The 23992-nt window shown below is 69.5% G+C and carries 17 protein-coding genes, 1 tRNA gene, 1 pseudogene and 2 CRISPR repeat arrays; of the genes and pseudogenes, 14 read left to right on the top strand and 5 right to left on the bottom strand.

What is annotated here, in order from left to right; translation table 11 throughout:
* Positions 1 to 344: 344 nt before the first annotated feature.
* A CRISPR array of direct repeats spans positions 345 to 922; the repeat unit is 29 nt; unit sequence CGGCTCACCTCCGCTCGCGCGGAGAACAC.
* Positions 923 to 1092: 170 nt separating this feature from the next.
* From HUT18_RS16745 to HUT18_RS16690, 12 genes and pseudogenes are all read left to right on the top strand, one after another.
* The gene (locus tag HUT18_RS16745; protein ID WP_176101448.1) at positions 1093 to 3933 is read left to right on the top strand and encodes a CRISPR-associated endonuclease Cas3''; all 2841 of its coding nucleotides are present in this window, start codon (positions 1093 to 1095) and stop codon (positions 3931 to 3933) included.
* Positions 3934 to 4129: 196 nt separating this feature from the next.
* Positions 4130 to 5731, top strand: coding sequence for a type I-E CRISPR-associated protein Cse1/CasA (casA, locus tag HUT18_RS16740; protein ID WP_176101447.1), 1602 nt, complete (start codon positions 4130 to 4132; stop codon positions 5729 to 5731).
* Complete coding sequence (gene casB, locus HUT18_RS16735) at positions 5728 to 6471, top strand: type I-E CRISPR-associated protein Cse2/CasB (RefSeq protein WP_368661532.1); 744 nt, start codon at positions 5728 to 5730, stop codon at positions 6469 to 6471. The genes casA and casB overlap by 4 nt, the downstream gene beginning before the upstream one ends.
* Before the next feature lie 115 nt (positions 6472 to 6586).
* Positions 6587 to 7768, top strand: a complete 1182-nt coding sequence (cas7e, locus tag HUT18_RS16730; protein ID WP_176101446.1) for a type I-E CRISPR-associated protein Cas7/Cse4/CasC — start codon at positions 6587 to 6589, stop codon at positions 7766 to 7768.
* On the top strand, positions 7765 to 8634 hold the full coding sequence (cas5e, locus tag HUT18_RS16725; RefSeq protein WP_254878644.1) for a type I-E CRISPR-associated protein Cas5/CasD: 870 nt from the start codon (positions 7765 to 7767) through the stop codon (positions 8632 to 8634). The genes cas7e and cas5e overlap by 4 nt, the downstream gene beginning before the upstream one ends.
* The gene (gene cas6e, locus HUT18_RS16720) at positions 8631 to 9299 is read left to right on the top strand and encodes a type I-E CRISPR-associated protein Cas6/Cse3/CasE (RefSeq protein ID WP_176101445.1); all 669 of its coding nucleotides are present in this window, start codon (positions 8631 to 8633) and stop codon (positions 9297 to 9299) included. The genes cas5e and cas6e overlap by 4 nt, the downstream gene beginning before the upstream one ends.
* Positions 9296 to 10264: a type I-E CRISPR-associated endonuclease Cas1e gene (cas1e, locus tag HUT18_RS16715; RefSeq protein WP_254878643.1), complete on the top strand. Its 969-nt coding sequence runs from the start codon at positions 9296 to 9298 to the stop codon at positions 10262 to 10264. Before cas6e ends, cas1e begins: the two co-directional genes overlap by 4 nt.
* A 27-nt stretch (positions 10265 to 10291) precedes the next feature.
* The gene (gene cas2e / locus HUT18_RS16710; RefSeq protein ID WP_176101444.1) at positions 10292 to 10603 is read left to right on the top strand and encodes a type I-E CRISPR-associated endoribonuclease Cas2e; all 312 of its coding nucleotides are present in this window, start codon (positions 10292 to 10294) and stop codon (positions 10601 to 10603) included.
* Between the two features lie 15 nt (positions 10604 to 10618).
* A CRISPR array of direct repeats spans positions 10619 to 10894; the repeat unit is 29 nt; unit sequence GTGGTCTCCGCGCGAGCGGAGGTGAACCG.
* A gap of 363 nt (positions 10895 to 11257) precedes the next feature.
* A pseudogene (locus tag HUT18_RS16705) lies at positions 11258 to 11515 on the top strand (YdcF family protein); the annotation flags it as partial.
* A gap of 979 nt (positions 11516 to 12494) precedes the next feature.
* The gene (locus HUT18_RS16700) at positions 12495 to 12866 is read left to right on the top strand and encodes a hypothetical protein (RefSeq protein ID WP_176101443.1); all 372 of its coding nucleotides are present in this window, start codon (positions 12495 to 12497) and stop codon (positions 12864 to 12866) included.
* Positions 12867 to 13256: 390 nt separating this feature from the next.
* A complete protein-coding gene (locus HUT18_RS16695; RefSeq protein ID WP_176101442.1) occupies positions 13257 to 14522 on the top strand; it encodes a serine hydrolase in 1266 nt (421 codons plus the stop codon).
* 132 nt (positions 14523 to 14654) lie between these two features.
* Positions 14655 to 15398, top strand: a complete 744-nt coding sequence (locus tag HUT18_RS16690) for a class I SAM-dependent methyltransferase (RefSeq protein ID WP_176101441.1) — start codon at positions 14655 to 14657, stop codon at positions 15396 to 15398.
* Positions 15399 to 15449: 51 nt separating this feature from the next.
* Here the strand turns inward: HUT18_RS16690 and HUT18_RS16685 are convergent, their stop codons facing one another.
* On the bottom strand, positions 15450 to 17075 hold the full coding sequence (locus tag HUT18_RS16685) for a hypothetical protein (protein WP_176101440.1): 1626 nt from the start codon (positions 17073 to 17075) through the stop codon (positions 15450 to 15452).
* A 333-nt stretch (positions 17076 to 17408) separates the two neighbouring features.
* The gene (locus HUT18_RS33295; RefSeq protein WP_217710499.1) at positions 17409 to 17537 is read right to left on the bottom strand and encodes a DLW-39 family protein; all 129 of its coding nucleotides are present in this window, start codon (positions 17535 to 17537) and stop codon (positions 17409 to 17411) included.
* 366 nt (positions 17538 to 17903) lie between these two features.
* Between HUT18_RS33295 and HUT18_RS16675 the strand changes: the two genes are divergently transcribed.
* Positions 17904 to 18641 (top strand): DUF6344 domain-containing protein, encoded by a 738-nt coding sequence (locus HUT18_RS16675; protein WP_176101438.1) that lies wholly within the window; start codon positions 17904 to 17906, stop codon positions 18639 to 18641.
* Positions 18642 to 19714: 1073 nt separating this feature from the next.
* Here HUT18_RS16675 and HUT18_RS16670 read toward each other — a convergent pair.
* Positions 19715 to 21304, bottom strand: coding sequence for a serine/threonine-protein kinase (locus HUT18_RS16670; protein ID WP_176101437.1), 1590 nt, complete (start codon positions 21302 to 21304; stop codon positions 19715 to 19717).
* A 49-nt stretch (positions 21305 to 21353) separates the two neighbouring features.
* Entirely contained in the window at positions 21354 to 21902 is a 549-nt protein-coding gene (locus HUT18_RS16665) for a DNA-binding protein (RefSeq protein WP_176101436.1), read from the bottom strand.
* A gap of 181 nt (positions 21903 to 22083) precedes the next feature.
* On the opposite strand from HUT18_RS16665, the gene HUT18_RS16660 reads away from it, so the two are divergent.
* Positions 22084 to 22156 (top strand) — tRNA-Ala (locus HUT18_RS16660).
* A gap of 218 nt (positions 22157 to 22374) precedes the next feature.
* Here the strand turns inward: HUT18_RS16660 and HUT18_RS16655 are convergent.
* Positions 22375 to 23928: an AarF/ABC1/UbiB kinase family protein gene (locus HUT18_RS16655; protein ID WP_176101435.1), complete on the bottom strand. Its 1554-nt coding sequence runs from the start codon at positions 23926 to 23928 to the stop codon at positions 22375 to 22377.
* Between the last annotated feature and the right edge of the window lie 64 nt (positions 23929 to 23992).

The raw sequence follows: 23992 nt of genomic DNA, 5'->3' as shown, positions 1-23992 counted from the left end.
CGGGTGTTGGTCTGCGTTGGTCTGGCGAGGTACGGGGAGGGTTGGGGAGCATGATCGTCTCCAAGATTTCTCCCAATCTCTCCCAGCGCGGGGAAGCCCCCGTAGCGCCCCGCCGAGGGGTTCTCTGGGGCGGACGGACTCAGGTGCCCGTGCGGTCGTTGTCCTGGCGAGCAGAGGGCAGGAGGAGGTCCTGTTCGGGGTGCTGCTCGCCTTTCCCCCCGAACGCCGCACTTATCAAGCCCCCGCTCGATAGGCGGGGGAGGATGGCCCCAGTGGGTTCTACGGCCCGCAGGGTTCGGTAGATGCCTCAGCCGTGGCCCGCTTGGCATGGACAGAACCCCCAGCAACTCACCTCCGCTCGCGCGGAGAACACATCGCCTCCTTTATGGGCGAAACGAAGCGCAACGGCTCACCTCCGCTCGCGCGGAGAACACTGAGTGCTCGCCACTACGCAAAGAGCGCAGTTCGGCTCACCTCCGCTCGCACGGAGAACACATGGCGCCGTTCGGCTGGCTGCTGATGGCCGTCGGCTCACCTCCGCTCGCGCGGAGAACACCGGGAGCGGAAGGGATGGGCGATCCAGGCCCACGGCTCACCTCCGCTCGCGCGGAGAACACCGGCCGACTGGTCCGAGATCCTCCCCAGCCTCCGGCTCACCTCCGCTCGCGCGGAGAACACGCGATCGCTGTGGTCATGCGAGGCGAGGACGTCGGCTCACCTCCGCTCGCGCGGAGAACACTCCGCGAAGTCCTTGTACCGCTCCCCGTGGAACGGCTCACCTCCGCTCGCGCGGAGAACACAGGCCGTTCATCTGCCAGACGCGCCAGAGATCCGGCTCACCTCCGCTCGCGCGGAGAACACATCGCCGACGCTGCCGGACAACTGAAGGCCACCGGCTCACCTCCGCTCGCGCGGAGAACACACTTCCTGACCTGCGACGTCAGACGGGCTTTGCCATTTCATTGCCAGGAGCGGCACTGGGCAGCCGGTGGGCAGTACGCATGATGTGCACTGTAGGCGCCGTGATCCCCCGGAGCGTGGGAATGGCCTGATCGGCTCGCGCTGTCAGTGCGGGCTGATAGGACCTGTGACATGACTGAGCGTCAAGAATCCTTACATTCAGTTGTGTTGCCGGATGGACGACTATGGGGCAAGGAGCACGGGCTGGCTGAGCCATACCCCGTGATGTGCCATCTGCTGGACGTGGCTGCGACGTTCGGCGTGCTGTGGGACGAGCTGCTGGAAACCCGGGCTCGGGAGCGGTTCGCCGAGCAGTTGGGGCTTTCGGAAGTGCAGTGTCGGGCGGTCCTGTCGTTCTGGGCGGGGCTGCACGATCTGGGGAAGGTGTCGCCCGCCTTCCAGGTGCAGGTGCCCGCACTTTTCGCGGCGGTGTGCAGCCTGCCGGAGTACGCGCACGTGCCGGGCGCCGGTATGCGTCACGAGATGGCGACGCACTGGTCGTTGGGCTCGCTGCTCGAAGAGGTGGGTTATCCGAACCGGCGCGTCGCTGCGCAGCGGGGTGGCAGCGGGGCCGCGTTGGCGCAGTGGGTCGGGCAGTTGCTCGGCGGGCATCATGGGCTGTTCGGACGGAAGATGACGACGGGCGAGATGCGGGCGCCCGCCTCGTACGAACCTGGTCTGGGTGCGGGAGGGTGGGCGGTTCAGCGGCGCCGTCACCTGGAGGAGTTGCGGCGGGTCACTGGCGCGGCAGCAGTGCCCGCGGGCGCCTTGTCGGCTGACCTGGCCGTTGTGCTGACCGGACTTGTGGTGTGTGCGGACTGGCTGGCCAGCGACACCGCCGCGATCGACTCGGTACGGGGCGCGAACGGCTGGCGAGGCACTCCGGGGGAGGTGGACGCCCATTTCGCGCGTGCGGTAGCGGCGGCTCCCTCACTGGTCGGCGCGGCACGACTGGGGCGAGCCGAGTTCACCGAAAGCAGCTTCAGCGGGATGTTCCCGTTTGTGCCGAACCCGCTCCAGGCTGACCTCGTCGAGCACCTTCCCGAGTTGGTGCAGACGCACGGCCCGGGCGTGCTGCTGGTGACGGCGCCGACAGGGGACGGGAAGACCGAGGCGGCGCTGTTCGCCTCGTCGGTGCTGGGGCGGGCGGCAGGGGCACGGGGGATGTACGTGGCGCTGCCGACGATGGCGACGGCTGACGCCATGTATGCGAGGGTGCGCTCGTTCGCCGAGTCGGCGTTGTCCGGGCAGCGGGCGTTGACGCTGCTGCACTCGATGGCCTGGCTGAACCCGGACTACACCCCGCCGCCCGACGATCAAGCCGTGCAGCTCTCCCTGGACGCGGCCACCTCGGTAGCTGCCGGGGACTGGGTTCGCGGGAGGTACCGCGGCTTATTGGCGCCGTTGTCGGTGGGCACCGTCGACCAGGTCCTGGCCGGTGTGCTGCCGCTGCGCTACAACATGCTGCGCCTGTTCGGGCTGCACGAGAAGGTGTTCGTGGTCGACGAGGCCCACGCCTACGGCCCGTGGATGCACAAGCTGCTGTTGGTACTGCTGGAGTGGTTGGGCGCGATGCGGGCGCCCGTGGTTCTCCTTTCGGCGACGTTGACGGGCCAGGTGGCGGCCTCGTTGGTGAACGCGTACCGGCGCGGTGCGGGGTTCACCGAGGCGGTGCCGGTCGAGCCGGCGTACCCGGGGTGGCTGTACGCGGGAGCGGTGACCGGTGAGGTCTCGGCGCCCAGGAGTACCGCGACAGGAAGGCCCCGCACCCTCGGTGTCGTCGTGCGACCGGTGGCCTGGGACGTGCGCGACGGTGAACCGGGCGGCTCTGCCGCGACAGATGGGCGCCGCGCTGCCGTGCGCGAGGAACTCCGGCAGGTTGTCGAGGGCGGGGGGACGGCGCTGGTGTGCTGCACGACCGTCGCCGAGGCTCAGGCGACTTTTCGTGACATCCGCGCAGCCTTCCCTGAACTCGCCCGACGCTCGGGCGGGGTGCGGCTGCTGCACTCCCGCTTCCCCGCCCGCGTACGTCAGGAGACCGCCGCCGAGTGCGAGCGCGCCTACGGCAAGCCGGAGCCGGGAGGCGAGCATCCAGTGCGTGAGGCCTCGGTGCTGGTGGCCACGCAGGTGGTGGAGCAGTCCCTCGACCTCGACTTCGACATGGTCATCAGCGACCTGGCTCCGCTGGCCCAACTGCTGCAGCGGGCAGGGCGCTGCCGGCGTCACCATCGAGGCAGCGCAGGCAGACCGGCATGGGCCGCGGTCGAGGACGCTCCGCGAGTAGTTGTGCTGGATCCGTTCGTCGCTCCTGAGGGCCGGATGCGCCCGAGGTCGTGGGGGTCGGTGTACGACACCAGCCTGCTGCTGCGTACATCCCTGCTGTTGAAGGAGCGTGCGGGTGGGGGCATCGCGGTCCCCGGCGGAGTGCAGGAGCTCGTGGACGCTGTCTATGCGCCGGACTTTGTCGACGACTTGGAGGCTGCGGTCGGACGCGAGTTGCGGGATCTGGACGGGGAACGACTTGCGTCCCAGATGGCCAAGACGAGCCTGGCGCAGACAGTGGCCATCGACGGCCCGGGAAACATTCAGGGCAACCTGCACCTCATCAGTCGACAGGTCGAGGGAGTGAGCGAAGAACTGCTCACCACACGCCTAGGTGCGGACACCGGCCGGGTGGTGTGCGTGTACGCGCAGCCGGACGGTGCCTGGACGCTGGACGAGTCCGGCACCGTAGCCCTGCCGGAAGGGCCCCGGCCCTCTCGTCAGGACACCGCCGAGGTGATGGCCCATCTGGTGCCGGTGCCCGGAAGGTGGCTGCGTGACGGCGGCGTCGAGTACCCCGCCGACTGGCGCAAGCAGCCTCTGCTGCGGGAAGTGGGTTTGCTGGTGCTGACTCCTGCCGATGGTGGTTGGCGTTGCCGGCTCGGTGAGCGCACCATCGCCCTCTCCGAGGTGGGAGTCGAGGAACTTTGACTCGATATCCCGAGAATCCTCACAATCTTCTGGCGTCTTCGCTACCTTTCAACTCCGCTGACAGGTACGGGAGTTGCAGCCCGTTCTGTGGTGCGCGACGCAGCGGTAGCGGCACACAAGCAGAGCGCGAAGACCGCGCGGCACTGTCTCGCTCCGCTCCTACGAAATCGTCACTTCCCCCTGCCCTGGGAGAGTCATGCCTCTGACGAACTTGCTCGACGAGCCGCTCTTCCCGGTGCGGTGGAAGCCGGGCAGTGCTCCACCCTTGGGCACTGGCCCGGACGGCGAGGTGGGCCTGAGACTGCTGTTACGGCACGCGCACGAGATCGAGACTCTGACCGTGGCCGTCCCGCCCGCCCACTCTGCGCTCCTGCGGATCCTCTACGCCCTTACGGCTCGGGCGACCGGCCTGGACGAAGCTCCCGACGGCCCTGATGAATGGCTCCTGCGCCGCGACCGCATCCTTGAAGCGGGACGTCTGCCGTCGGAGGGGATCGACACCTACTGCACTCGCCACCACGACAGATTCTTCTTGTTCGACCCCGGTGGCCGACCGTGGATGCAGGACCCCCGACTGACCGAGGAGTGCGACGCCGCAGGCACCGCCGGGGTCAACAAGCTGATCGTGACCCGTCCGGCCGGCAACAACCACTCCTGGTTCACGCACGCGGTCGACGCGCGCCCGGATCTGCCGAGCGCATCGGATGCCGTGCTCAGTCTGCTCACCTGGCTCTTCTACGGTCCGTCCGGAAAATGCAGCGCGCGCACCGTCAATGGCACCAAGACGTCCAATGCGACGGGAGGGCCGCTGCGCGGAACCCTCTCCTACCACCCCGAAGGTGCCACGCTCTTCGAGACGCTTCTCGCGGGACTCGTTCCTCCGCAGCAGCACGTACGCCGTGACCAGGACCTGTGCCCGTGGGAGCAGGAAGCGCTGTCGGATCCTGAAGGGCCGCCCCCCGCCGCCACGGGCCCGTGCTCGAAGCTGACTGGGCAGGGCGTGCACGCCCTGCTCCTTGTACCCGATCCGGACGATGCCTCCCGCGTCGCGGACGCCTACATCACCTGGGGCTACCGCACAGGCCGTACCGCCCGCCCCGACGACGACTACCTGATCTGGCAGATCAGCCAGGCCGGCAACCCCTACCCCCGGCACGCAGTCTCCTCCCGCGCGCTCTGGCGGGACCTCGACGCATTGCTGCTCGCCGATCCGCCCGGCCAGGCCCGGCCCCGCCGTCCCGCCGTCTTCGACTGGGCTCAGGAGATCTCTGAAGACCTTCGTGTCAGAGCCCTCGGGTTCGAGCAGGACAGTCAAGCCAAGGACATCCAGTTCGTCGATGCCGCCACCCCGCCCCTCCTGGGACACCTGGAACGGCGCGCGGCCACGAGCCGCCCCGCGGTCGGTCAGCTCCGCGTCCTCGGTGAACGCTTCGGTCAGCGCTTGGACCGCGCCCTGCGCCGCGCCTGGCGTACCTATGTGAACGATCCCAAGGACTCCGCGGACGCCTGGCCGGAGAGCGGCGCAGCCCGCTACTGGCCCGGAGCCGAGCGGGAGTTCTGGCTTCGCTTCGCCCGGCTGGACCGCACGGGCACCGCCCCGGACGGCGGCTTGGACGTCCCGGCCGCGCGCGCCGCCTTTCTGCGCCTCGCGCTGACCTCTTTCGACGAGGTCACCAGTCAGGTCGCGGGCACGCAGCGCGGCGCAAAGGCGGTGGAGGAAGCCCGTATCGACCTGTTCGGTGACCGTCGTGCTGCGTCCGCCGCGCGTGCATCCAAGACGAAGGAGCCCACACCGTGACCCTCGAAAGCACCGTCACGCAGGCGGCAGTGTCCGCTCCTCGGAGCCCACGTACAGGCCGGCTCACGAGCTACGACCGGTTCGTCGAGGCAGTGAGCCGCCGTTGCCAGACCGACCCGGGAGCCCGCAGTGCGCTGCGCTCAGGTGTCGGCAAGGACTTGGACTCCGTGCCGCGCATGCACCAGGTCATCGCCCACCTCGTGCCGACTGCCGCCAACGACAGCTCGCAGCGTGCCTATTACGCGGTCGCGGCCGTGATCGCCGAGCAAGCGCGCAGGCAGCAGGCGCCCCAGGTCGAGGACACCGGGAGCACCGCCGCCGACGACCCGACCGCGGAGCCTGGAACCGAGGAGAGCGCTGCCGGGGCAGTGCGACCCGACTACGGCACCAGCCTCGGCGCCGCGTTCGCGGCCGCCGTCGTCGCAGGCCCGGGCAGAGAGCGCCAGATGCGCCGAGGTACCGCGGAGAGCCGGTTGAACATTCTGTGCAAGCAGCAGATCACCGGCCTGCATCGCCACCTCCCCGCATCAGTGCGCTACCTGCGGTCCTTGAACGTCCCCATCGACTTCGCACGGCTGCTGCAGGACCTCGTCGACTGGCCTCGTGACTCCGGCCGGATCACTCGACGCTGGCTCCAGGACTTCTACCGGGCTCTGCAGGAAGAGGACCGCCGCCGTGCCGACGGCGCGGACGCCAAGGCCACCGCGGACAGCGCGGACGTGTCGCAGAACGCCGTCTGACAGGACAGAGCAAGACCACGGCTCGGCGACCCCGCTGTCCACCACGAGCCGCAGGAGCGCATCGGGCCTCCCGTGAGGCGACGCCTTCCCACAAACAACCGATCTTGGAGCAGACATGCCGACCACCGCCCTCCCCGCCCGCTTCATCTGCGTCCACTTGCTGCAGACCGTCCCGTTCGCGAACCTCAACCGCGATGACACGAACTCGGTGAAAACCGTCCAGTTCGGTGGCGTTCTGCGCACCCGGGTCTCCAGCCAGTGCTGGAAGCGCGCCGTGCGCCAGGACTTCGAGCTGCGCACCGGGCAGAGCGCGCTGCGCACCCGTCGTATCGCCGAGCGGGTGGCCCGACTGCTGACCGAGGAGCGAGGCTGGGACGCCGATCTCGCTGCCAGGGCGGGGGCGCACCTGGCGGCCGCTGCCGGGATCAAGTTCGAGCTGGAGGAGAAGGACAAGAAGGCCCTTCCGAACGTCGTCCTGCAGAACGCCTTGGTCTACGTGCCAGAGACCGCTGCATCCGAACTCGCCGACATCGCTGAGGAGTTCCGCACGGAGATCGAGAAGGCCAAGGACATCACCAAGTCCACGGACAAGAGTGCCCTCAAGGATCACAGCGATCGTGTGAAGGCTGTCCTGCGCTCCCGCAACGGTGTGATCAACACCTTCGGTCGCATGCTCGCCGAGGTGGACGATGCCGGTGTCGACGGCGCGGTCCAGGTCGCTCACGCCATGACCACCCACCCCACCGACATCGAGATCGACTACTTCTCCGCCGTCGACGACGTCACCGACCAGTGGAAGGACGCCACCGGCAGCGGCCACATGGGCCACGCCGAGTTCAGCGCCGGCACGTTCTACCGCTACGCCACCCTCGACCTGGCCGAACTCGCCGCCAATCTCGGTGGCGACATGGCAGCGGTCCGGGAGTTGGCCGAGGCGTTCGTACAGTCGTTCGTACGCTCCCTGCCGCAGGCGAAGAAGAACTCCACCGCCCCGAACACTCCGCCGGACCTGGTCCACGTCACTGTCCGCGCCGACCGCCCCCTCTCCCTGGCGGCGGCCTTCGAGAAGCCCGTACGCATGGCCGCTGACGGCGGGTTCGCCGCCGCTTCCCGTGATGCCCTCGCCGAGTACGCCGAGGCCGTCAACGAGTTCATGGGCAAGGACGGCATTCTCCTGGCGGGTTGGGCGGGCCTCGACGCCAAGGACCACGCCGGACTCGGCGAGCGGCACACCTCCGTCGACAAGCTGGTCACCGCTGCGGCGAACCGCGCCTTCGAGAAGGAGGCCGCGGCGTGACCCCCTCCTACATCGATGCGGGCGCCGACGCCACGGCTCCCGCTTCGGGCCTGCTGCTTCACTTGGCGGGCCCGCTGCAGTCCTGGGGCAGGCACAGCCACTTCAACCAACGCGACACAGCTCCGCACCCCACCCGCTCCGGCATCGTCGGCCTGCTGGCCGCCGCCCTCGGCCGCGCACGTCAGGAGCCGGTCACCGACCTCGTCACCTTGAGCCTGACCGTTCGCACGGACCGAGGAGGCGTACTCCTACGTGACCTGCACACCGTGGGAGGCGGGCTCCCAGCGGCGAAGACGGTCACCACTGCCCAGGGCAGGAAGCGTCCCGGCGACACCGGCACCCTCCTCTCCCACCGCTACTACCTCGCCGACGCCGCCTTCACCGCCGCCGTCACCCCCGGGCCGGACACCCCGCCCGGTCTCCTCGCCACCTGCGCCGCCGCCCTCGCGTCCCCGCGCTGGCCGCTCTACCTGGGCCGCCGGTCCTGCCCGCCCGCCGGACCCGTCCTGATCGATGTCTTCGACGAACCCCTGCACCACCTGATCCACCTGCCGCTCGCCGCGCCTCCACCACGCGAAGGGGCCCCGGCACCCCAGGTGGAACTCATCGGCGACCGGCCGCTCGACCGACTGCCTCTCCCGGCCGAGTTGAACCCGTCCGACCCTGCGGAGGCCGCACAAGCGACCGGGCAACTCAACGACGAGCCCGCCTCCTTCCACCCTCGGAGCAGGAGCCACCACTCGCGCCCCGTCTTCCGTCGTACGTACACGCCACCGCGTCATCAGTGGGCGGGGCACGGAATCGACCACCTCCACCGCCTCGCGGCATACCGCGCCCTGACCGCCCCCGACGGAGCCCGCCGATGACGTCTCTGTGGTTGACCCGCATCGTGCCTGATCCGCGATCCCGCGAAGCGCGCCGTGACCTCGGCGACGCCGTAGGTCTGCACCGCCGCATCATGAGCCTTTTCCCCGACCACCTCGGGCCCGGCCCCCGCCAGTCCCTCGGCCTTCTGCACCGCATCGACGACGCCCGCTCCGGGCCCGTGATCCTGTTGCAGTCTGCCCACCAGCCCGAACTGGCCAAGCTTCCCGAGGGGTACGGCCAGACCGCCACCCGGCCCCTCGACCCGCTGCTGGGCCTGCTGCGTAGTGGCCTGGAGATCCGCTACCGCTGCACGGCCAGTCCGGTACGCAAGCCCGGTGCCACTACGCGCGCCCTGTACAAACTGCCCGAGGTCGTCGCCCTGCACGGTGCCGACGCCGACGAGTGGTGGCAACGCCAGGCGGACGCAGCCGGGTTGAAGGTGCTCTCGCTGCACTCCCAGCCGCTCGACGCCGCAACCGGCACCAGAGGCGGGCAGGAAGACCGGCAACGCATCAGGCACGCCCGTACCCGCTTCGACGGCGTCGCCGTGATCGTCGACCCCGACCAACTGCGTACCAAGCTCACCGCGGGAATCGGGCGTGGCAAGGCCTACGGCTGCGGCCTGCTCACCCTCGCCCCCCAACGCACCGCGGCGGACGCATGACCACACCCGCGCAGGCGCGCCGCAAACTCGCCGCACCGACCGTCGCCATGCTGCCGCGCGTCGCCGACTCCCTGTCCTTCGTCTACCTCGACATCGTCCGCGTGCTCCAGGACGACACAGGTGTGCTGGCCGAGGTCGGCAGCGAACTCCACGGCCGCCAGACCGTCTACCTGCCCACCGCCGCCCTCTCCTGCGTACTCCTCGGACCCGGTACCTCCATCACCGCCCCAGCGCTCACCACGCTGGCCCGCCACGGCACCACGGTGCTGGTCACCGGCTCCGGGGGAGTGCGCTGCTACGCCGCCACTCAGCCCGCGTCCTTGAGTACGACCTGGCTCGAACGCCAGGCCCGAGCTTGGGCGGACGACACACATCGCCTGCGCATCGCCACGGCCATGTACGAGAAGCGCTTCGGCGCCGGAACCGTCCCGCCCGGCACCACACTCCAGCAATTGCGAGGCATGGAAGGCCAGCGTCTCAAAGCGCTGTACAAGCTACTCGCGCAGCAGTACAAGATCGGCCGCTTCCGGCGCGCCTACAACCCCGCGCAGTGGGACACCCAGGACCCCGTCAACCTGGCGCTGTCCTCCGCCAACACCTGCCTCTACGGCATCGTCCACGCCGCCATCCACTCGCTGGGCATGTCCCCTGCCCTCGGCTTCGTCCACCAGGGCAATCAACAAGCCCTCCTCTACGACGTGGCCGACCTCTACAAGGCCGAACTCACCATCCCGCTCGCCTTTTCCCTCCACGACTCCCCCAACCCCGAAGCTCAGGCTCGCCGGTCCTTCCGCGACGGTCTGCGTCTCTTCCGGCTCCTCCCGCGGATCGTCCACGACATTCAGGACCTCCTGGACCCTGGCAGCGAACGTGAGGCCCCCGACCCGGAAGAGGAACTCGTCGACCTCTGGGACCCGGTCACCGGAGCCGTCCCCGGCGGCACGAACCACTCAACGGACGGCTGAACACCCACCCCGAGAAGGACCCGCCCCATGGCCTCCATGATCGTCATCTCGGCAACCGCCGTCCCGGATCACCTTCGAGGCGCCCTCACCCGCTGGCTCCTCGAAGTCACCCCCGAGCTCTACGTCGGTACCGTCTCGGCCCGAGTGCGCGACGAACTCTGGCAGTCGCTCACGAACTGCGCGGACCAGGGCGCCGCCGTCCTCGCCTATCCGGCCGACAATGAACAGGGCTTCGAGATCCGCACGGCGGGCCCACAACGTCGGACCCCTGTCGACTTCGACGGCCTTACCTTGATCGCCTTCAGCAGACAGAGTCAAGAACTGGCAATGCCGCTCTAACGGTGCAGGTCAGGAAGTGTGGTCTCCGCGCGAGCGGAGGTGAACCGGCCAGATCGTCGACCGCGACAGCGGGCGGGTCGTGGTCTCCGCGCGAGCGGAGGTGAACCGCTGCTGATCACCGCGCTCGCCACCGCAGTAGTGTGGTCTCCGCGCGAGCGGAGGTGAACCGCCGGTGGCGGTGAACGTGCTGCCGGGGCCGAGGTGGTCTCCGCGCGAGCGGAGGTGAACCCCGCACGAGCTTCCGCCACTGGAACTCCGGCGCGTGGTCTCTGCGCGAGTGGAGGTGAGCCGTGGGGCGTCACGGTATAGGAACCCGCCCGGCGGTCTCAGGCCCCCAGAAGCCCAGTAGTTCTCCCGAGATTCTCCCAAACGATCTTTCAGAGAGTCCATTCGTCAGCCTGAGCTGGGCTTTGTGCTCACAAGTGAGCAAGCCACCATCTCTGATAAGGATGAGGCCACAGGTTCAAATCCTGTTAGCCCCACCAGCCAAAAGACCCCCAGGTGATCTTCCCTGGGGGTCTTTGACATCTACGGCTGACATCAACCGATGAGTGGATCTTCCAAAAGCTCGGCGAGCATGCCGACTGCTTCCCGCTCGTTGTCGCCTACCACGTGCGTGTAGACGTCTATCGTCATGCTGATCTGGCTGTACCGGACATCCGCTTCTCGAAGGGTGTGTTGGAAGGGGCGAGGGTCGAGGTCTCCTCCGTCCTACTGGTGAGCAAGGAGCGGAGAGCGTACGCGACGGCGCGGAAGCTGTGGCCGGAAGGGGAGGTGGTCAGTGCATCCACACCGATGACCTTCGCGAAGTACGTCGACTCCCTCCAAGGCGCCCGCCTTGTGATCGACATGCTCGTCGGCGCAACTGCACGGCTCATGATCTATCCGGACCAGGGGTTCATGATCAGCCAGCCATCCCTGACGACGTTCATCAGGCAGACCAGGCCAAGCCCTGTGGCCGACCGAGCTGTTACAGGTCTCTCAACCTCATCAAGGCCCGCGCACGGCACGGGTGCGCGCCGCCGTCGGCGGGGCCGCCGCTGTGTCTTCGCCAGCAGCGGCCCCGCCCGGCGGCGCGCTACGCGCAGCGGGCAGGCAAGAAACGATCTTCCACTCAGTCGAAGCCACGGGCAGGCTTTTCCTATGGGGACCTCCGCAACGCGCACAGCCTTCCGCCTCACGTTCAGCGACTACCACCAGGACCCAAACGACAGCGATATACTCCGCCGAGCAGTGACCATCTACGCTGACCGGCTCACCTTCGCTGACGATCACCTCACGCTCTGGCTCACAGGTACCGAAGTCGGGCACTTCCCGCTCGACATCATCGAGTCTGTACACCCTGAGGCCGACCCCAGCAAGAAGCGTGAATCGCCGGAAGAACTCCGTGCTCGGTACCCCAAGATGGGCCAGTCCTGGACCGGCAACGATGACGCTCAACTCCTCGCCCTCTACCAACAAGGACACCGGGATGTAGAAGCCCTTGGGAAGCAGTTCGGCCGCAAGCCCAGCGCTATCCGGTCACGCCTCGCGAAACTGGGCCTGGAAAGTCTCGGGTGAACCCGACGAGCAGATCGAAGCATCCGCGGGCACAAGCTGATGCCTCCGGCGGGGGCCGGGACGCCGGGATGGACGTGGCTCCGTTGCCGGGTGCCGGTCGTGGAGTGGTTGAGGTGGAGACAGCGTCCTCCCGTGTACCTGAGACCCAGGCAGAGCCGAACAGACGCGGCCCAGGGCTCGTACAGTGGCGCGCTCCACCTGGACGCCCTGAACCACGCCTGTTCCACGGTGTGTGACACGGGACGGAAGCTGTCTTCTGCGATCACTTGCCCCAAAGCAGCTCCAATCCAAAGCCGCTTCGTCGACCTCGGAGAGCCCATAGGGTGCAGGGATGGCTATCCCGCGCGAGCCCAATGGCCGCCCTCTGACCTTCTACAGCTTGAGCCTCGACGCTGCCATCGACTACGCCCGCGAGGCACTCGCTGAGGGGCTGAATGTCGTGATCAAGGACTGGGATCTTCGCGACACGATCACGTACAGCAGCTTCCAGGAGTCGCCGACGTTGGTGAAGTACTGGGCTGTGGAGATATCTGAGAAGGACAGCGCGATGGGCTATCGCTCGACGTCAGCTCACCACGTCATTCAGGCTGTCGATCAGACAACACCCGAGGAGTACGGTGCGCTACATGCGGAGGACCTTGTGACGTTCTGCCGCGACTACTACAGCAAGCTCGGCAAGCAGTCTTCTGACATCAGCGACTGACACCAACAAGCGCGGATGTCGCCGACCAAGGCCGAACAACAGCGGCAGGTCAGTCAGGGCAGCAAGTGGGTTGGACGAGGTCCCGGTCCCCTCTAGATCGACCTGATAAGGATGAGGCCACAGGTTCAATCCTGTTGGCCCCACAGCAGAAGTGCAGTAGAAGAGGGCGTTCCCCCTGGTGGGAGCGCCCTCTTCTTGTTGTGCCGTGAGCCTGGGCCCGAGTCTGGGCGTTGCCCGGTGCCAGCCCGCCGCACCGCCCGCGCTGTATCGCGGGCGTATCGAAAAACGCATACACCCCGGCAACAGTCCCCCGTGTTCATTGGAGCCACGGGCCGCCGCGCAGCGACGGTCGGTTCGGCTGGAACATCGACCGGAATTGGGGACGTGATCATGGACTCGGAATCCGTACGTGGCGTTGACCGGCGGCGCCTGCTCGGGTGGAGCGGGCTGGCGGCGGTCGGTGTGGCCGCGGGCGGTGTGCAGTTGGTGAACGCTCGGCGTGGCAGCGCCGCTGCGACGCCGGACCGTTCCGGTGAGGTTCCGCCGGACGCGCTGCCCGGGGGAGCGTACGACCGGTACGTGGCGAAGCTGGCCGAGGAGGACAGGTTCTCCGGGGTGGTGATGCTGTCGCACCGGGGGCGGACGGTGTTGTCGCGCAGCTATGGGATGGCCGACAAGGAGAGGGGGATCCGTAATCACGAGGGCACCGCGTTCAACCTCTCCTCGGCGGGCAAGCCGTTCGGTGCGGTGGCCATTCTGCAGCTGGCGCAGCGGGGCAGGTTGAGGCTTTCGGACACGGTGGGCACCCATCTGACGGGCTTCGCCAAGGAGATCGCCGACAAGGTGACCCTCCACCACCTGCTCTCCGGCACCTCCGGACTGAACAGCCCGAAGGAGGATCTGGAACGTGTCTTCCAGAGCCGGGATGAAGTGCACGAGTTCTACGAGCGGTGGGCCCGGCAGGCGGAGCCGGTGGCCGCCCCCGGGACTCCCACCGACCACGCCGGTGCCGAGGTCGCCATCCCCGCGCTGATCGTCGAGGCGGTGACCGGCATGACGTACTGGGACTACGTCGAGGAGAACGTCTTCGGGCGGTGCGGCATGACCGGCACGGCGTTCTACACCCGGCCGCAGTGGCTCACCGACGAGCACATCGCCCACTCGTACATGCGGCAGGCCGACGGCAGCCGGGTGGACGCCGTCCGCAACCTGGACAAGGGCAGCCCGGACCCGTACCAGCTGGGCAAGAACCCGGGCCGCAACTTCATCGATCCGCCCGGGGACGGCGGCTTCGCCACCGCGCCGGACCTGATCCGGTTCGCGCAGGCCCTGGGCGACGGCACACTGCTGGACCGGCCCTACGCCGAGCTCTTCACCGGGCCCAAGATCCCCCTCCCCCCGCAGGGAGGCGGTCTGGCCGCCGACCGGTCCGCTCCCGCCGATGCTCCTGCCGACGCGGCGTTCGCGGCCTACACATTGCCGGTCAGCCTCGTCAGCGGCCAGTGGGTGAACGGGCGCGCAGGCGTCAACCCCGGCAGCGTCGCCAGCTGGAACATCTACCCGGACACCGGCTGGGTCGGCGTCGTCCTCGGCAACCACGACGAGGTGCCGTTCCAGGAGATCATCCAGCAAGAGACGCAGGCCATCATCGGCTGAGGCAGGGCCAACATCGGCTGACGCCGACCGGGCGGCCGCCCCCGGCCGGGCGGAGCGGCCCGGACCGACGGAATCCAGCCCTCCGCTTCCGTCGAGGTGCCGGAGGCCACGGTGCCTGGTTATGGTCGCTTCGTGGCTGATGAACCTCAGTACGACGCGGTGGGCGATCTGTACCGCCAGTACAAGACCACCGCCACCGCCCCCATCCCGGAGCTGCGGCTGTTTCTCGACCTGGTCGGTGACATCCGAGGTCAGCGGGTGCTCGACCTCGCCACCGGGTACGGCGCGTACGCGCGGTACGCGCACGGGCTCGGGGCCTCCGAGGTCGTCGGTGTGGACGTCTCGCCGGAGATGGTGGGGCACGCGGAGGCCGCCACCGAGTCGCCCGCGATCGTCTACCGGACGGCGGACGCCCGGGACCTGCCCGACCTCGGCACCTTCGACACGGTCACGGCGGTCTGGCTGTTCAACTATGCCGAGTCGCCCGAGGAGTTGGCGGCGATGCTGGCCGGTGCGCGCAGAGCGCTGCGGCCGGGTGGGCGGCTGGTGGCGGTCACGGTCAATCCCCGGTACGACGTACGGGGGCCGGACTGGACCCGGTACGGCCTGACGGTCCACGCCGCGGACCCGGACACCCGCAGACACCGGCTCCGTATCGCCCTGCTCGCGCCCGGGGCGGAGATTCCCCTGTCCATGTCCCGCTGGGACGCCTCCGTGTACGCCGACGCCCTCGCACAGGTGGGCCTCGGCGACCCCGAGTGGGCCCTGCCGACCGTCCCCGCCGACGAACTGGCCCAGCGCGAGGCCGGGTACTGGGACACGGCCCTCACCAATCCGTTCCCGGCGGGGTTCACCGCCGTGCGGGACGGGTTCTAGGGTCCAGGTTCACAGGTCCACGGCGGGGACCGGGGACGGGCACCGGGGCGATTACCAGGAGCCCGGCCCCGGCATCGGCCCGCTCCCCGGACCGGAGCCCTGCCCTGTCCCTGTTCCTGTTTCTGTTTCTGTTCCTGTCCCTGGCCCTTGTGCAGACCCAGCCCCCGGCCCAGATCCCGGTCCAGCCCCCGGCCCCGGATAGCCGTACCCGTACCCGTATCCGTTCCCGTACCCGTGCGACGGCGGACCGGCCGCCGCCTGCTCTCTCCGCTCCGCACGTGCCGCCGCCCTGCGGGCGACGAGGGTCCACAGCGCGAGGACGGCGACCAGGAGGGTGCCGGTGCCGAGGCCGCCCGCCGCCACCGCCGTGGCCGCGGTGGTGCTGAGTGTCTTGCCGTCATCGGTGGTCCTGCCGTCGGCGCCGGAGTCGGCGGAGCTGCCGTTCGCGGCCTCCTCCTGGTCCTCCGCGGTGACGCCGAAGGTGCCTGCGGGCCGGGGCACACCGGCGTACTCGGGGCCCTCCTGCGGCTGGCCGGTGACCGAGAGACGGAGCGTCAGGTCGAGGGGCTTGCCGCCGGTGAGCCCGGCGACCTCGGAGTTGAGGTGTACGGCGAGGTAGTACCAGCCCGCGAAGCGCGCGCCGGTCATCTCCTCGTTCGCGGCCGCGAAACGGTTCCCGTAGGCCACCGGCGGCAGCGGGGCCAGGCTCGCTTCCTTCGGGGTGCCGTTGTACGAGGTGTCGGTGCGGTCGACGGTGCCGCGTACCGGGTTGTACAGCGCCAGTTCGAGCGCGCTGCTGACGTAGTCGCCGGTCCCTCCCGCACCTCCGGCACCACTCCCCGAAGGGCTGCCCGAGCCCGCCCCGGAACTCGCACCCGTCCCGGACCCCGTCGCCGACCCCGTCCCCGAGCCGGGCTCCTCGTCCGACGGCGCGAGCGAGGCGCCCGCGCCGAGGCGCTGGCCCCATTCGACGGGGACGCGGTAGAAGAGCGTGGCCCCGGGGGTGATGCGGTCGCTCCAGGCGCCGCTTTCCAGGGCGCGGGCGTCGTTGAAGCCGGTGCCGCCCTTGCGGGGGCGGGGTGTTCCGGTGGCGGCGCTGGGACTCGCGGAGGCCTCGGGGCTCGCGGGGGCCGAGGTGGCCGGGGGGCTCGGGGCCTTGCCACGCAGTGCGGGCTCGGAGGCGTACTGGAGCTCCAGGTCCCAGGCCTCCGCCGAGGCGCCGGTGCGCTCGACCATGACGTAGTACGTGCCCGCGCGCTGGCAGGTGCCCTCGTTCGGGCCGATCAGGCGGGAGGCGGTGGCGGCCAGCGGGCGGGGGCTGGACAGCGAGCCGAACCGGGACCTCTCGTACGAGCAGTCGAAGCCCTTGTCGGTCTGGAGGGAGACCCGGATGCCGTCGGCGTAGTCGAGCTCGGTGCCGAGCGGGGGCAGGGCCGTCGCGGATATGTAGGTGCTGGAGGAGGCGTCCAGCTCGACGCGGTAGTAGGCCTTCGCGCCGGGGCCCAGCGAGCTGCGGTAGGTGCCGCCCGCTTCGAGCGGCCGGGCGCCGTCGGGGCCGTCCGCGCCGGGCACGGTGGGTGCGCCCTGGGCGAAGACGTACGGGTTCGGTTCGGCGGCCGTCGCGACCGCCCCGGGCAGCGCGGCGACCAGGAACAACGCCGCGGCGAGCGCGGGCACGGCCCGTACCGCACGCCTTCTCGCGAGCCGCCCGCCCACGTGCATCCCTCCCCTGACCCGCCCGACCGTACGTCGCCGCGTGCACCGCATGAGTATCGGGCCGCCGCTCGGGTCTCACGAGTGCTCGGGTGTCCCGTGCGCGGCCCGCCCGGACTCTTTACCCCGCCCCCGGCCCCTGTGCAACCCCATCAGTCCGCTTGTGGAGAACGGCGGCCGCTGCCACCGCTCGGGGCAGGGCACGGGACGGGCGTGGGACGGGCGCGGTCGGGTCCGCTCAGCACGAAGCCCCGGCCGCGAGGGCGGCCGGGGCCAGGTGTTGTCAGCTGTGGCTGCTCACGAACCCGTGGGCACGGAGTCGGTCGCCTCCGTCCACAGATCCTGCTCGGCGCGATCCGCCTGGATCTGGCGGTACACGAGGAGACCGCCGATGGCAGCCAGAGCGATCAGGAGAAGCTTCTTCACCGCGCGACCTCGTCTTTCCTTGACGTTGGGGACCTCTGGCGCCCGACTATACACACCGGCCGATATCGATCGGTGACCTCCTTGTGCCCTCAACTCCCTTCCCGTTCAGCCGAGTCGGGCGTACGGGCAAGGGGAGCGCGGGCCTCCGGAGCGGGTGCCCGGAGTGATGACGTTCACCACTCTCGATCAGCATTTCGGCCTCTTGGCCCTCTTCCTCCCGTACTCCTTCATTTTCTCAGTACGTGGGTCCATACGAGTGGTGTTGATCGGAAGATAGCCGCTCGCCGGTGTCGGTCCACCACTCGATTCCTCACATACACATCATTGGGAAAGTACGCAAATCGCCCAACCTGAAAGTGAGGAGCCATGGCCGTCACCAAGGTCATGAAGCTGTGGACAGCGCTTATCGCCGCCGTCCTCGCAGCCTTCGCCGCACTCGGACTCTCCAGCACCGCCTCGGCCGCCGTTCCCGCCCAGAAGAGCGAGGAGCAGTGCAACGACCTCGAAACCGCGATGGACGTCATGGAGATGACTCCGGCGCGCTTCGTCCCGCGGCACGCGAGATCGCTGCCGCCGACGATGAAGCAGCGCATCGCGGCGGAGGCGCACGGCTCCTCACCGAGTTGCCGGCGCGCGGCGAGCAGAACCGCGCCGCAGGCACACCGTACGTCCGAGGTGCCACAGCAGGAGGCAGCCCCGGGACGCGTACTGCGTGAACAGGCGATGCCCCTGCCCGATCCGGTCCGCGAAGAGCCACGGCCGAGCGCCCAGGCCGCACCCGCTCCGGCTCCCGCACCCGCACCCGCACCTGTTCCCGAGCACGCACCGCCCGCCGTCACTCCGGCAGGCAGCCCCGCCACCGAACTCGCGGGCGTCGACCCGGTCTCGGACGCCGACGCCGTTCCGGACACCGTCGCACCCGACAACGCCGCCGGACCCTTCCCTTCGCAGCGCCAGGGCACCGGCGAACCCCGTCCGGCCTCCGCCGCGAACAACGCCTCCGGCACGCTCTCGCCGACCGTCGTCCACCAGGCCCGGCCCAACGTCTACGAAGACCCCACGGCCGCCCTTCTCGCCGGTTCCTCCGGCCAGATCCTCTCCTGACGGCCCGGACAGCCATGTCGGCACACACGCACGCACATCGACGCATGTCCACGCCCGCGCGCACGCACGCGGCACCGCATGCGACAGCGGACTCGGCCACAGCACCGGGCACCTGCTCACGCGCCGGCACGCGCACCCACCTCGACACGGGTGCACACGCCAACGCACGTACAGAGAACTGCACTTGCCGTCCCCGAGGCGAGACGCCCCGCGGAGCGGTGCATCGCGGCCGGGCGGCGGGACACCGAGGCCGTACGGGTCCCGGATGCTCCGTGGGCCGGACGGTTCACGCGCCTTCGGTACGTCCTTCGGTACGTCCTTCGGTACGTCCTTCGGTTCGTCACGCGCAGCCGGATCCTCGTACGGCGTGCCCTGCGGGCAGAGTGAGCCGCACCGCGCGCGAGTGCGCACTGGGCACGCGGCTTGTCGAACGGGTCGTCCAGCGGGCCGTGCACCGGGCGGTACATCGGGCGGTACGCGGGTGGCGGCGGCACTGGAGCGCTGTGATCGGTGGTCCGGGCGGCGGCGACCGCGCGCGTACGTGACCACAGCAACGCGTGAGCACAGCAACGCGTCAGTACATGGCTTGTGGGCACGCGAGTACGGAGTACGAAGTACGTGGATGCCGAGTGATGCCGGGCACTTGTGAACCGGTGGAGCTCTGGTACCGATGAACCCTGCTGAACCCTGCTGAACCCTGCTGAACCGAAGACCTCGCCGAACCGGCGAACCCGCATGGGGTTGCCGACCCGGGCGATCAACTCCCGGCTTCAGCACCTGACTTCAGTACCCGACTTCTGAGCACTGGCTTCTCTCAGCGCTGACCTCTCTCAGTACCGACTTCTGAGCGCCTGGCTTCCGAGCCCTCCGGCTTCCGGTTTCCTCAGCGTCGAAGTCCCGTGACGACTCCTCAAGGGCCCCGCTACGTCCGCGTACGGTCCAGCCCCCGTGTGCGCACGCCCAACTCCCCTGTCCCCGCTGCCTCTTCCGGGTCCTCCACCTCCTTCACCCTCCTCCACGCGGACGGCGTATCGCCGGGCCGCGCATCGGCATGTCCGCGTACGGAGGTGGCCTCAGAGGAGCTGAAGCAGGCCCCAGATGCCCACGGCGAAGGAGAGTGCCGCCATGGTGAGCATCGGGACCGCCACCTTCGCGGGCGGACCCGGCTTGCGCTTGCGGCGGGAGGGCGGGGTGCGGCGGATCCCGGTCACGGTGTCCGGGGACTGGTGTGCCGGGAGGGGTGCCGACTGCTGTGTGTGCGGGGGCTGTTGTGCGTGAACGCCCTGGGTGGCCGGGTGGGCCTGTGGGGTGGGGAACTGGTGCGGGGCGGTGTACTGGCGGGTCGGGCCGGTCCGGGGTGTGAGGGGGGCCGTGTTGGTGTGCGGCTGAGGGGTGGGCGTGGGCGTCGGGGTGTTCGTGGTGGGGGGATGTGCGGGCGGGCTCGGGACCATGTCCCGGTGTCCGGCGCTCGGGGTGGGCTGAGCGGGCGGCGGCAAATGGAAGCTGCCGGTGTCCGTAACCGACGAGGGCGACGAGGGCGACGAAGGCGTCGAGGAAGAGCCAGCGGCCGAAGAGGAAGAGGAAGGGGAAGGGGAAGACGCGGCGAAGCCTCCGGTGGACGGAGGGGTCGCGGGCGGGTGCGCTGGAGGGCGGGGCGAGGACGCCGAAGGGAGCGAGGGGGGCGAGGCCGCCGAAGGGAGCGAGGGGGGCGAGGGGGGCGAGGCCGCCGAAGGGAGCGAGGGCGGCGGGGCGGAAGGCTTCTTCGGGGTGGGGCGGCGGCGGAGTGGGCCGTCGGGGCCGAACCCCTCGGGGAGCGGGCCGAGTTGGTCGAAGACCTCGACGACCTCGTCCTCGTCGATGGAGGGTTCCGGCAGGAGTTCGGTGACCGGGGCGAGCGCCTTGCGGGCGCCGATCGCGCTGCGGAAGCGGGCGTCGGGGTCGGGCTGCAGCAGGTTCGCGACGACCTGCCACAGCGGCTCCGGGACGCCGCGCGGTGCGCGCGGGGTGCCGTGCGCGGCGAAGTGCTCGATGAGCGCCTTGGCGTCGGGTTTGGCGCCCTCCAGGAGGTAGAGCGCGACCAGGCCGACCGCGAACAGGTCGGCGGGGAAGTCGGGTTCGGAGCCGAGCATCTGCTCGGGGGCGAAGTAGCCGGGGGTGCCGACGACGTAGTCCGTCTCGGTCAGGCGCGGCTCGCCCTTGCGCATCGCGATGCCGAAGTCGGACAGGCGCAGGTGCGGGCGGCCCGAACCGGTCGCCTCCAGAAGGATGTTGGCCGGTTTGATGTCGCGGTGCACCACGCCCTCGTCGTGCACGGCGGCCAGGCCCGCGAGCAACTGGTCGAGCAGGACGCAGACGAAGCGGGGCGGCAGGGGCCCGTAGTCCCCGATGAGATGGGCGAGCGAGCCGCCGCCGACGAGGTCCATGGTGAACAGGACCTTGTCGTCGTCGGCGGCCCAGCTGGCGGGAGCGAGCACATGCGGATGATCGATCCGCATGGCCTGCTCCCGTACGAAGCGCAGCAGCGTGTGCGCGTCGCTCTGCTGGAGCACCTTCGCGGCGACGTATCTGCGCCGCCGGTGATCCCAGGCGCGCCATACGGCACCGACTCCCCCACGCCCGATCGGGTCGGCCAGTTCGTACCGGCCGGCGAAGACCTCACCCATGGTCTGGCGCGCTCCCCTTCGGTGTGCCCGGGCGAGCCGGTGCCCCGGCTCAGCTCTGGTGTGCCTGGTAGTGGGTCACCGCGTCGGCCGTGCGTCCGGCGCCGTACACCCTCAGGAACTCTGCCAGTTCCGGGTGGGCGAGGGCGAGGGAGTCCGCCGCATCGATGATGTCCCCGGCCGCGGCGACCGACCGCAGCAGCGACTGGATCTCGCGTACCACCCGCTTGACCGTGGGCGCTCCCGAACTGGCCGTGGCCTGACCGGCGTTGCTGAGCACCGAGCCGCCCTGCGATTTCTTGATCTCGTCCATCCGCTCGGTCGCCTCGGCGGCGCTCACGCTGCCGTCCGCGACCTGGCTCGCCAGTGACTGCAGCAGCTGCACCCGCTGCACCACCGCCGGGTTGCCGATCTTCGCCCGCTGCCCGCTCATGAGCTGGGACAGCATCGGCGCCGAGAGTCCGAGGACTCCGGCCAGCCGAGCCTGGTTGAGACCCAGATCATCTATGAGCTTGCGGAAGAGCGTCCCCAGTGGCTCCCCGTACCAGTTGCGCTGCAGTTCGCGTGCTCTTGCCGTGGCATCCTGCTGTGCGGCATCCATTGCGTCTCCCCATCGCTTCCCCAAGTACCGCGGTTCGCTGAAGTGAACCCCGTCGTGCATCTTACGGAGCGTGGTCGTGCACCGGGAGCCCTAATCCTTTTGTGAGATCCGGGGGAAGACCCGCTACTCTGGTCCAGGTGCTCCCCGGAGGCGGGATTCCCGGCCGGGGCGCGCTTCACGAGGGGCCTTAGCTCAGTTGGTAGAGCGCTGTCTTTGCATGGCAGATGTCAGGAGTTCGACTCTCCTAGGCTCCACACTTCGACACCCCCCTGACGTGCGCAAAGCTCGTCAGGGGGGTGTTTTGCCGTCTCTTTTCCCTCCGGCCCTCCGCCGGCCCGGCGGCCCTGACAAAAAGGGCTCGTGACCTGCCGTTCACGGGGTGTGCGGCGGTTCTTGTTCCCGTGGTGGATCCTTTCCGGGGCCGGTGCGCGGCGGGCCGGAGAATCTTGGGTTAGCGCTCAGCCACGGAGGGTTACTCCGTGGCATCCGGGAAGGATTGCTCTGGTTCCTCTGATTCCTGTGGTTCCTGCGGTTCCTGCGGTTCTTGCGGTTCCTGCGGTTCTTGGGATTCCTGTCGTTCCTCCGGCTCCGTCGCGAACCCCGGCAGCCAGCGTGCCGCCTCCGCCCGGAACGGGATCTCGCATTCGAGCTGGCAGAGCACCGCGGTGGCCGCGCCGACCACACGGTTGACCAGGACGTACGACGGCGGCAGGTTGAAGCGGCGCAGCAGTCCGCCCTCGCGCAGGTCGATGGCCTGCACGACCTCTTCGCGGAGCCATTCGCGGGTGAAGCGGTACGTCTCCTCGGCCGAGGGTGTGGCGAAGGGCAGCAGGAACGAGCCGAGCGCCGCGTGGTCCAGGGGTGCCCCCGGCGTGATGATGCCCTCCGCGACGAGGAGTTCCTGGGCGGGCCGCCAGGCGCCGTCCTGGGCCAGCCGGATCAGCGTGCCGAGCGCTGGGGGGAAGCCGTCCGGCAGACGCTTGACGGCGCCGAAGTCGATGACGCCCAGGCGGCCGTCGTCGAGCAGCCGGAAGTTGCCGGGGTGCGGGTCGGCGTGCAGCCTTCCCGCCCGCTCGGGGCCGGAGAACAGGAAGCGGGCGTACTTGAGACCGGCGTCGTCGCGCTCGGCCTGCGAGCCCTCCCGGATGACGGCGGCGAGCGGCGTGCCCTCCATCCACTCGCTGACGAGCACGCGTTCCGTGAAGGCCAGTACGTCCGGGACCAGGATCTCCTTGTCGCCCCGGTAGGCGTCCGCGAAGGCCTGCTGGGCCGCGGCCTCGAGGCGGTAGTCGAGCTCGTCGGCGACCCGCTCGCGCAGTTCCCGCAGCATGGGTTCCACGTCCAGGCCCGGGGTGACCACCGAGAACAGCCTTATCAGGCGCCCGAGTTGGGCGTAGTCGCCGAGCAGGGCCTCCCCGGCGCCGGGGTACTGGATCTTCACCGCCACCGGGCGGCCGTCCTCCCATACAGCCCGGTGGACCTGGCCGATGGAGGCGGCCGCGGCCGGGGTGTCGTCGAACGTGCTGAACCGTTCGCGCCACCGCGGACCCAGCTCCTCCTCCAGTACGGCGTGCACCTGTTCCGCCGGAAGGGCGGGGGCTGCCTCCTGGAGCAGGGTCAGGGCCGCCCGGTAGGGGCCGATGACCTCCGGCGGCAGCGCGGCCTCGAAGACGGACAGCATCTGCCCGAACTTCATCGCGCCGCCCTTGAGTTCGCCGAGCACCCGGAACAGGTGCTGGCTGGTACGGCGCTGGAGTTCGCCCGCGAGCAGGTCGGCGGGCTCGCCGAACAGGCGGCGCCCGAGGTGCAGCGCGCTGCGGCCGACGAAGCCGAGCGGGAGGGAGGCCAGGCGTGCGTTGCGCACGAAGGGCGAGCGGGGGATGGCGCGGGCGGTTCGGTCCTCGGGGTCGGGGTGCCCCCATTCGTCGCCGGGTTCCGGTCGCGTGGGCCGTGCTTTCTCGTCCGGCTTCTCCTGCGCCGGCTTCTCCTGCGCCGCCTTCTCGTCCCGCTCCTCCGGCGTCACCATGGCCCCCTCTTCCTCGTACTGCCTGCGTTTCTCGTATCTCCCGCCCTCCGCAAGGAAGTTGGGC

Source organism: Streptomyces sp. NA04227 (genome assembly GCF_013364195.1).
In the GTDB taxonomy this organism is placed as follows: Bacteria; Actinomycetota; Actinomycetes; order Streptomycetales; family Streptomycetaceae; genus Streptomyces.
Note: the sequence above shows the minus strand (reverse complement) of the source record. Positions and strands in the feature narration are given on the sequence as shown.

Excerpts from the sequence above, each read along its gene's own strand:
- HUT18_RS16745 (WP_176101448.1), top strand. The coding sequence starts at position 1,093 with ATGACTGAGCGTCAAGAATCCTTACATTCAGTTGTGTTGCCGGATGGA.
- casA (WP_176101447.1), top strand. The coding sequence starts at position 4,130 with ATGCCTCTGACGAACTTGCTCGACGAGCCGCTCTTCCCGGTGCGGTGG.
- cas7e (WP_176101446.1), top strand. The coding sequence starts at position 6,587 with ATGCCGACCACCGCCCTCCCCGCCCGCTTCATCTGCGTCCACTTGCTG.
- cas6e (WP_176101445.1), top strand. The coding sequence starts at position 8,631 with ATGACGTCTCTGTGGTTGACCCGCATCGTGCCTGATCCGCGATCCCGC.
- cas1e (WP_254878643.1), top strand. The coding sequence starts at position 9,296 with ATGACCACACCCGCGCAGGCGCGCCGCAAACTCGCCGCACCGACCGTC.
- cas2e (WP_176101444.1), top strand. The coding sequence starts at position 10,292 with ATGGCCTCCATGATCGTCATCTCGGCAACCGCCGTCCCGGATCACCTT.
- HUT18_RS16700 (WP_176101443.1), top strand. The coding sequence starts at position 12,495 with ATGGCTATCCCGCGCGAGCCCAATGGCCGCCCTCTGACCTTCTACAGC.
- HUT18_RS16695 (WP_176101442.1), top strand. The coding sequence starts at position 13,257 with ATGGACTCGGAATCCGTACGTGGCGTTGACCGGCGGCGCCTGCTCGGG.
- HUT18_RS16675 (WP_176101438.1), top strand. The coding sequence starts at position 17,904 with ATGGCCGTCACCAAGGTCATGAAGCTGTGGACAGCGCTTATCGCCGCC.
- HUT18_RS16670 (WP_176101437.1), bottom strand. The coding sequence starts at position 21,304 with ATGGGTGAGGTCTTCGCCGGCCGGTACGAACTGGCCGACCCGATCGGG.
- HUT18_RS16665 (WP_176101436.1), bottom strand. The coding sequence starts at position 21,902 with ATGGATGCCGCACAGCAGGATGCCACGGCAAGAGCACGCGAACTGCAG.
- HUT18_RS16655 (WP_176101435.1), bottom strand. The coding sequence starts at position 23,928 with ATGGTGACGCCGGAGGAGCGGGACGAGAAGGCGGCGCAGGAGAAGCCG.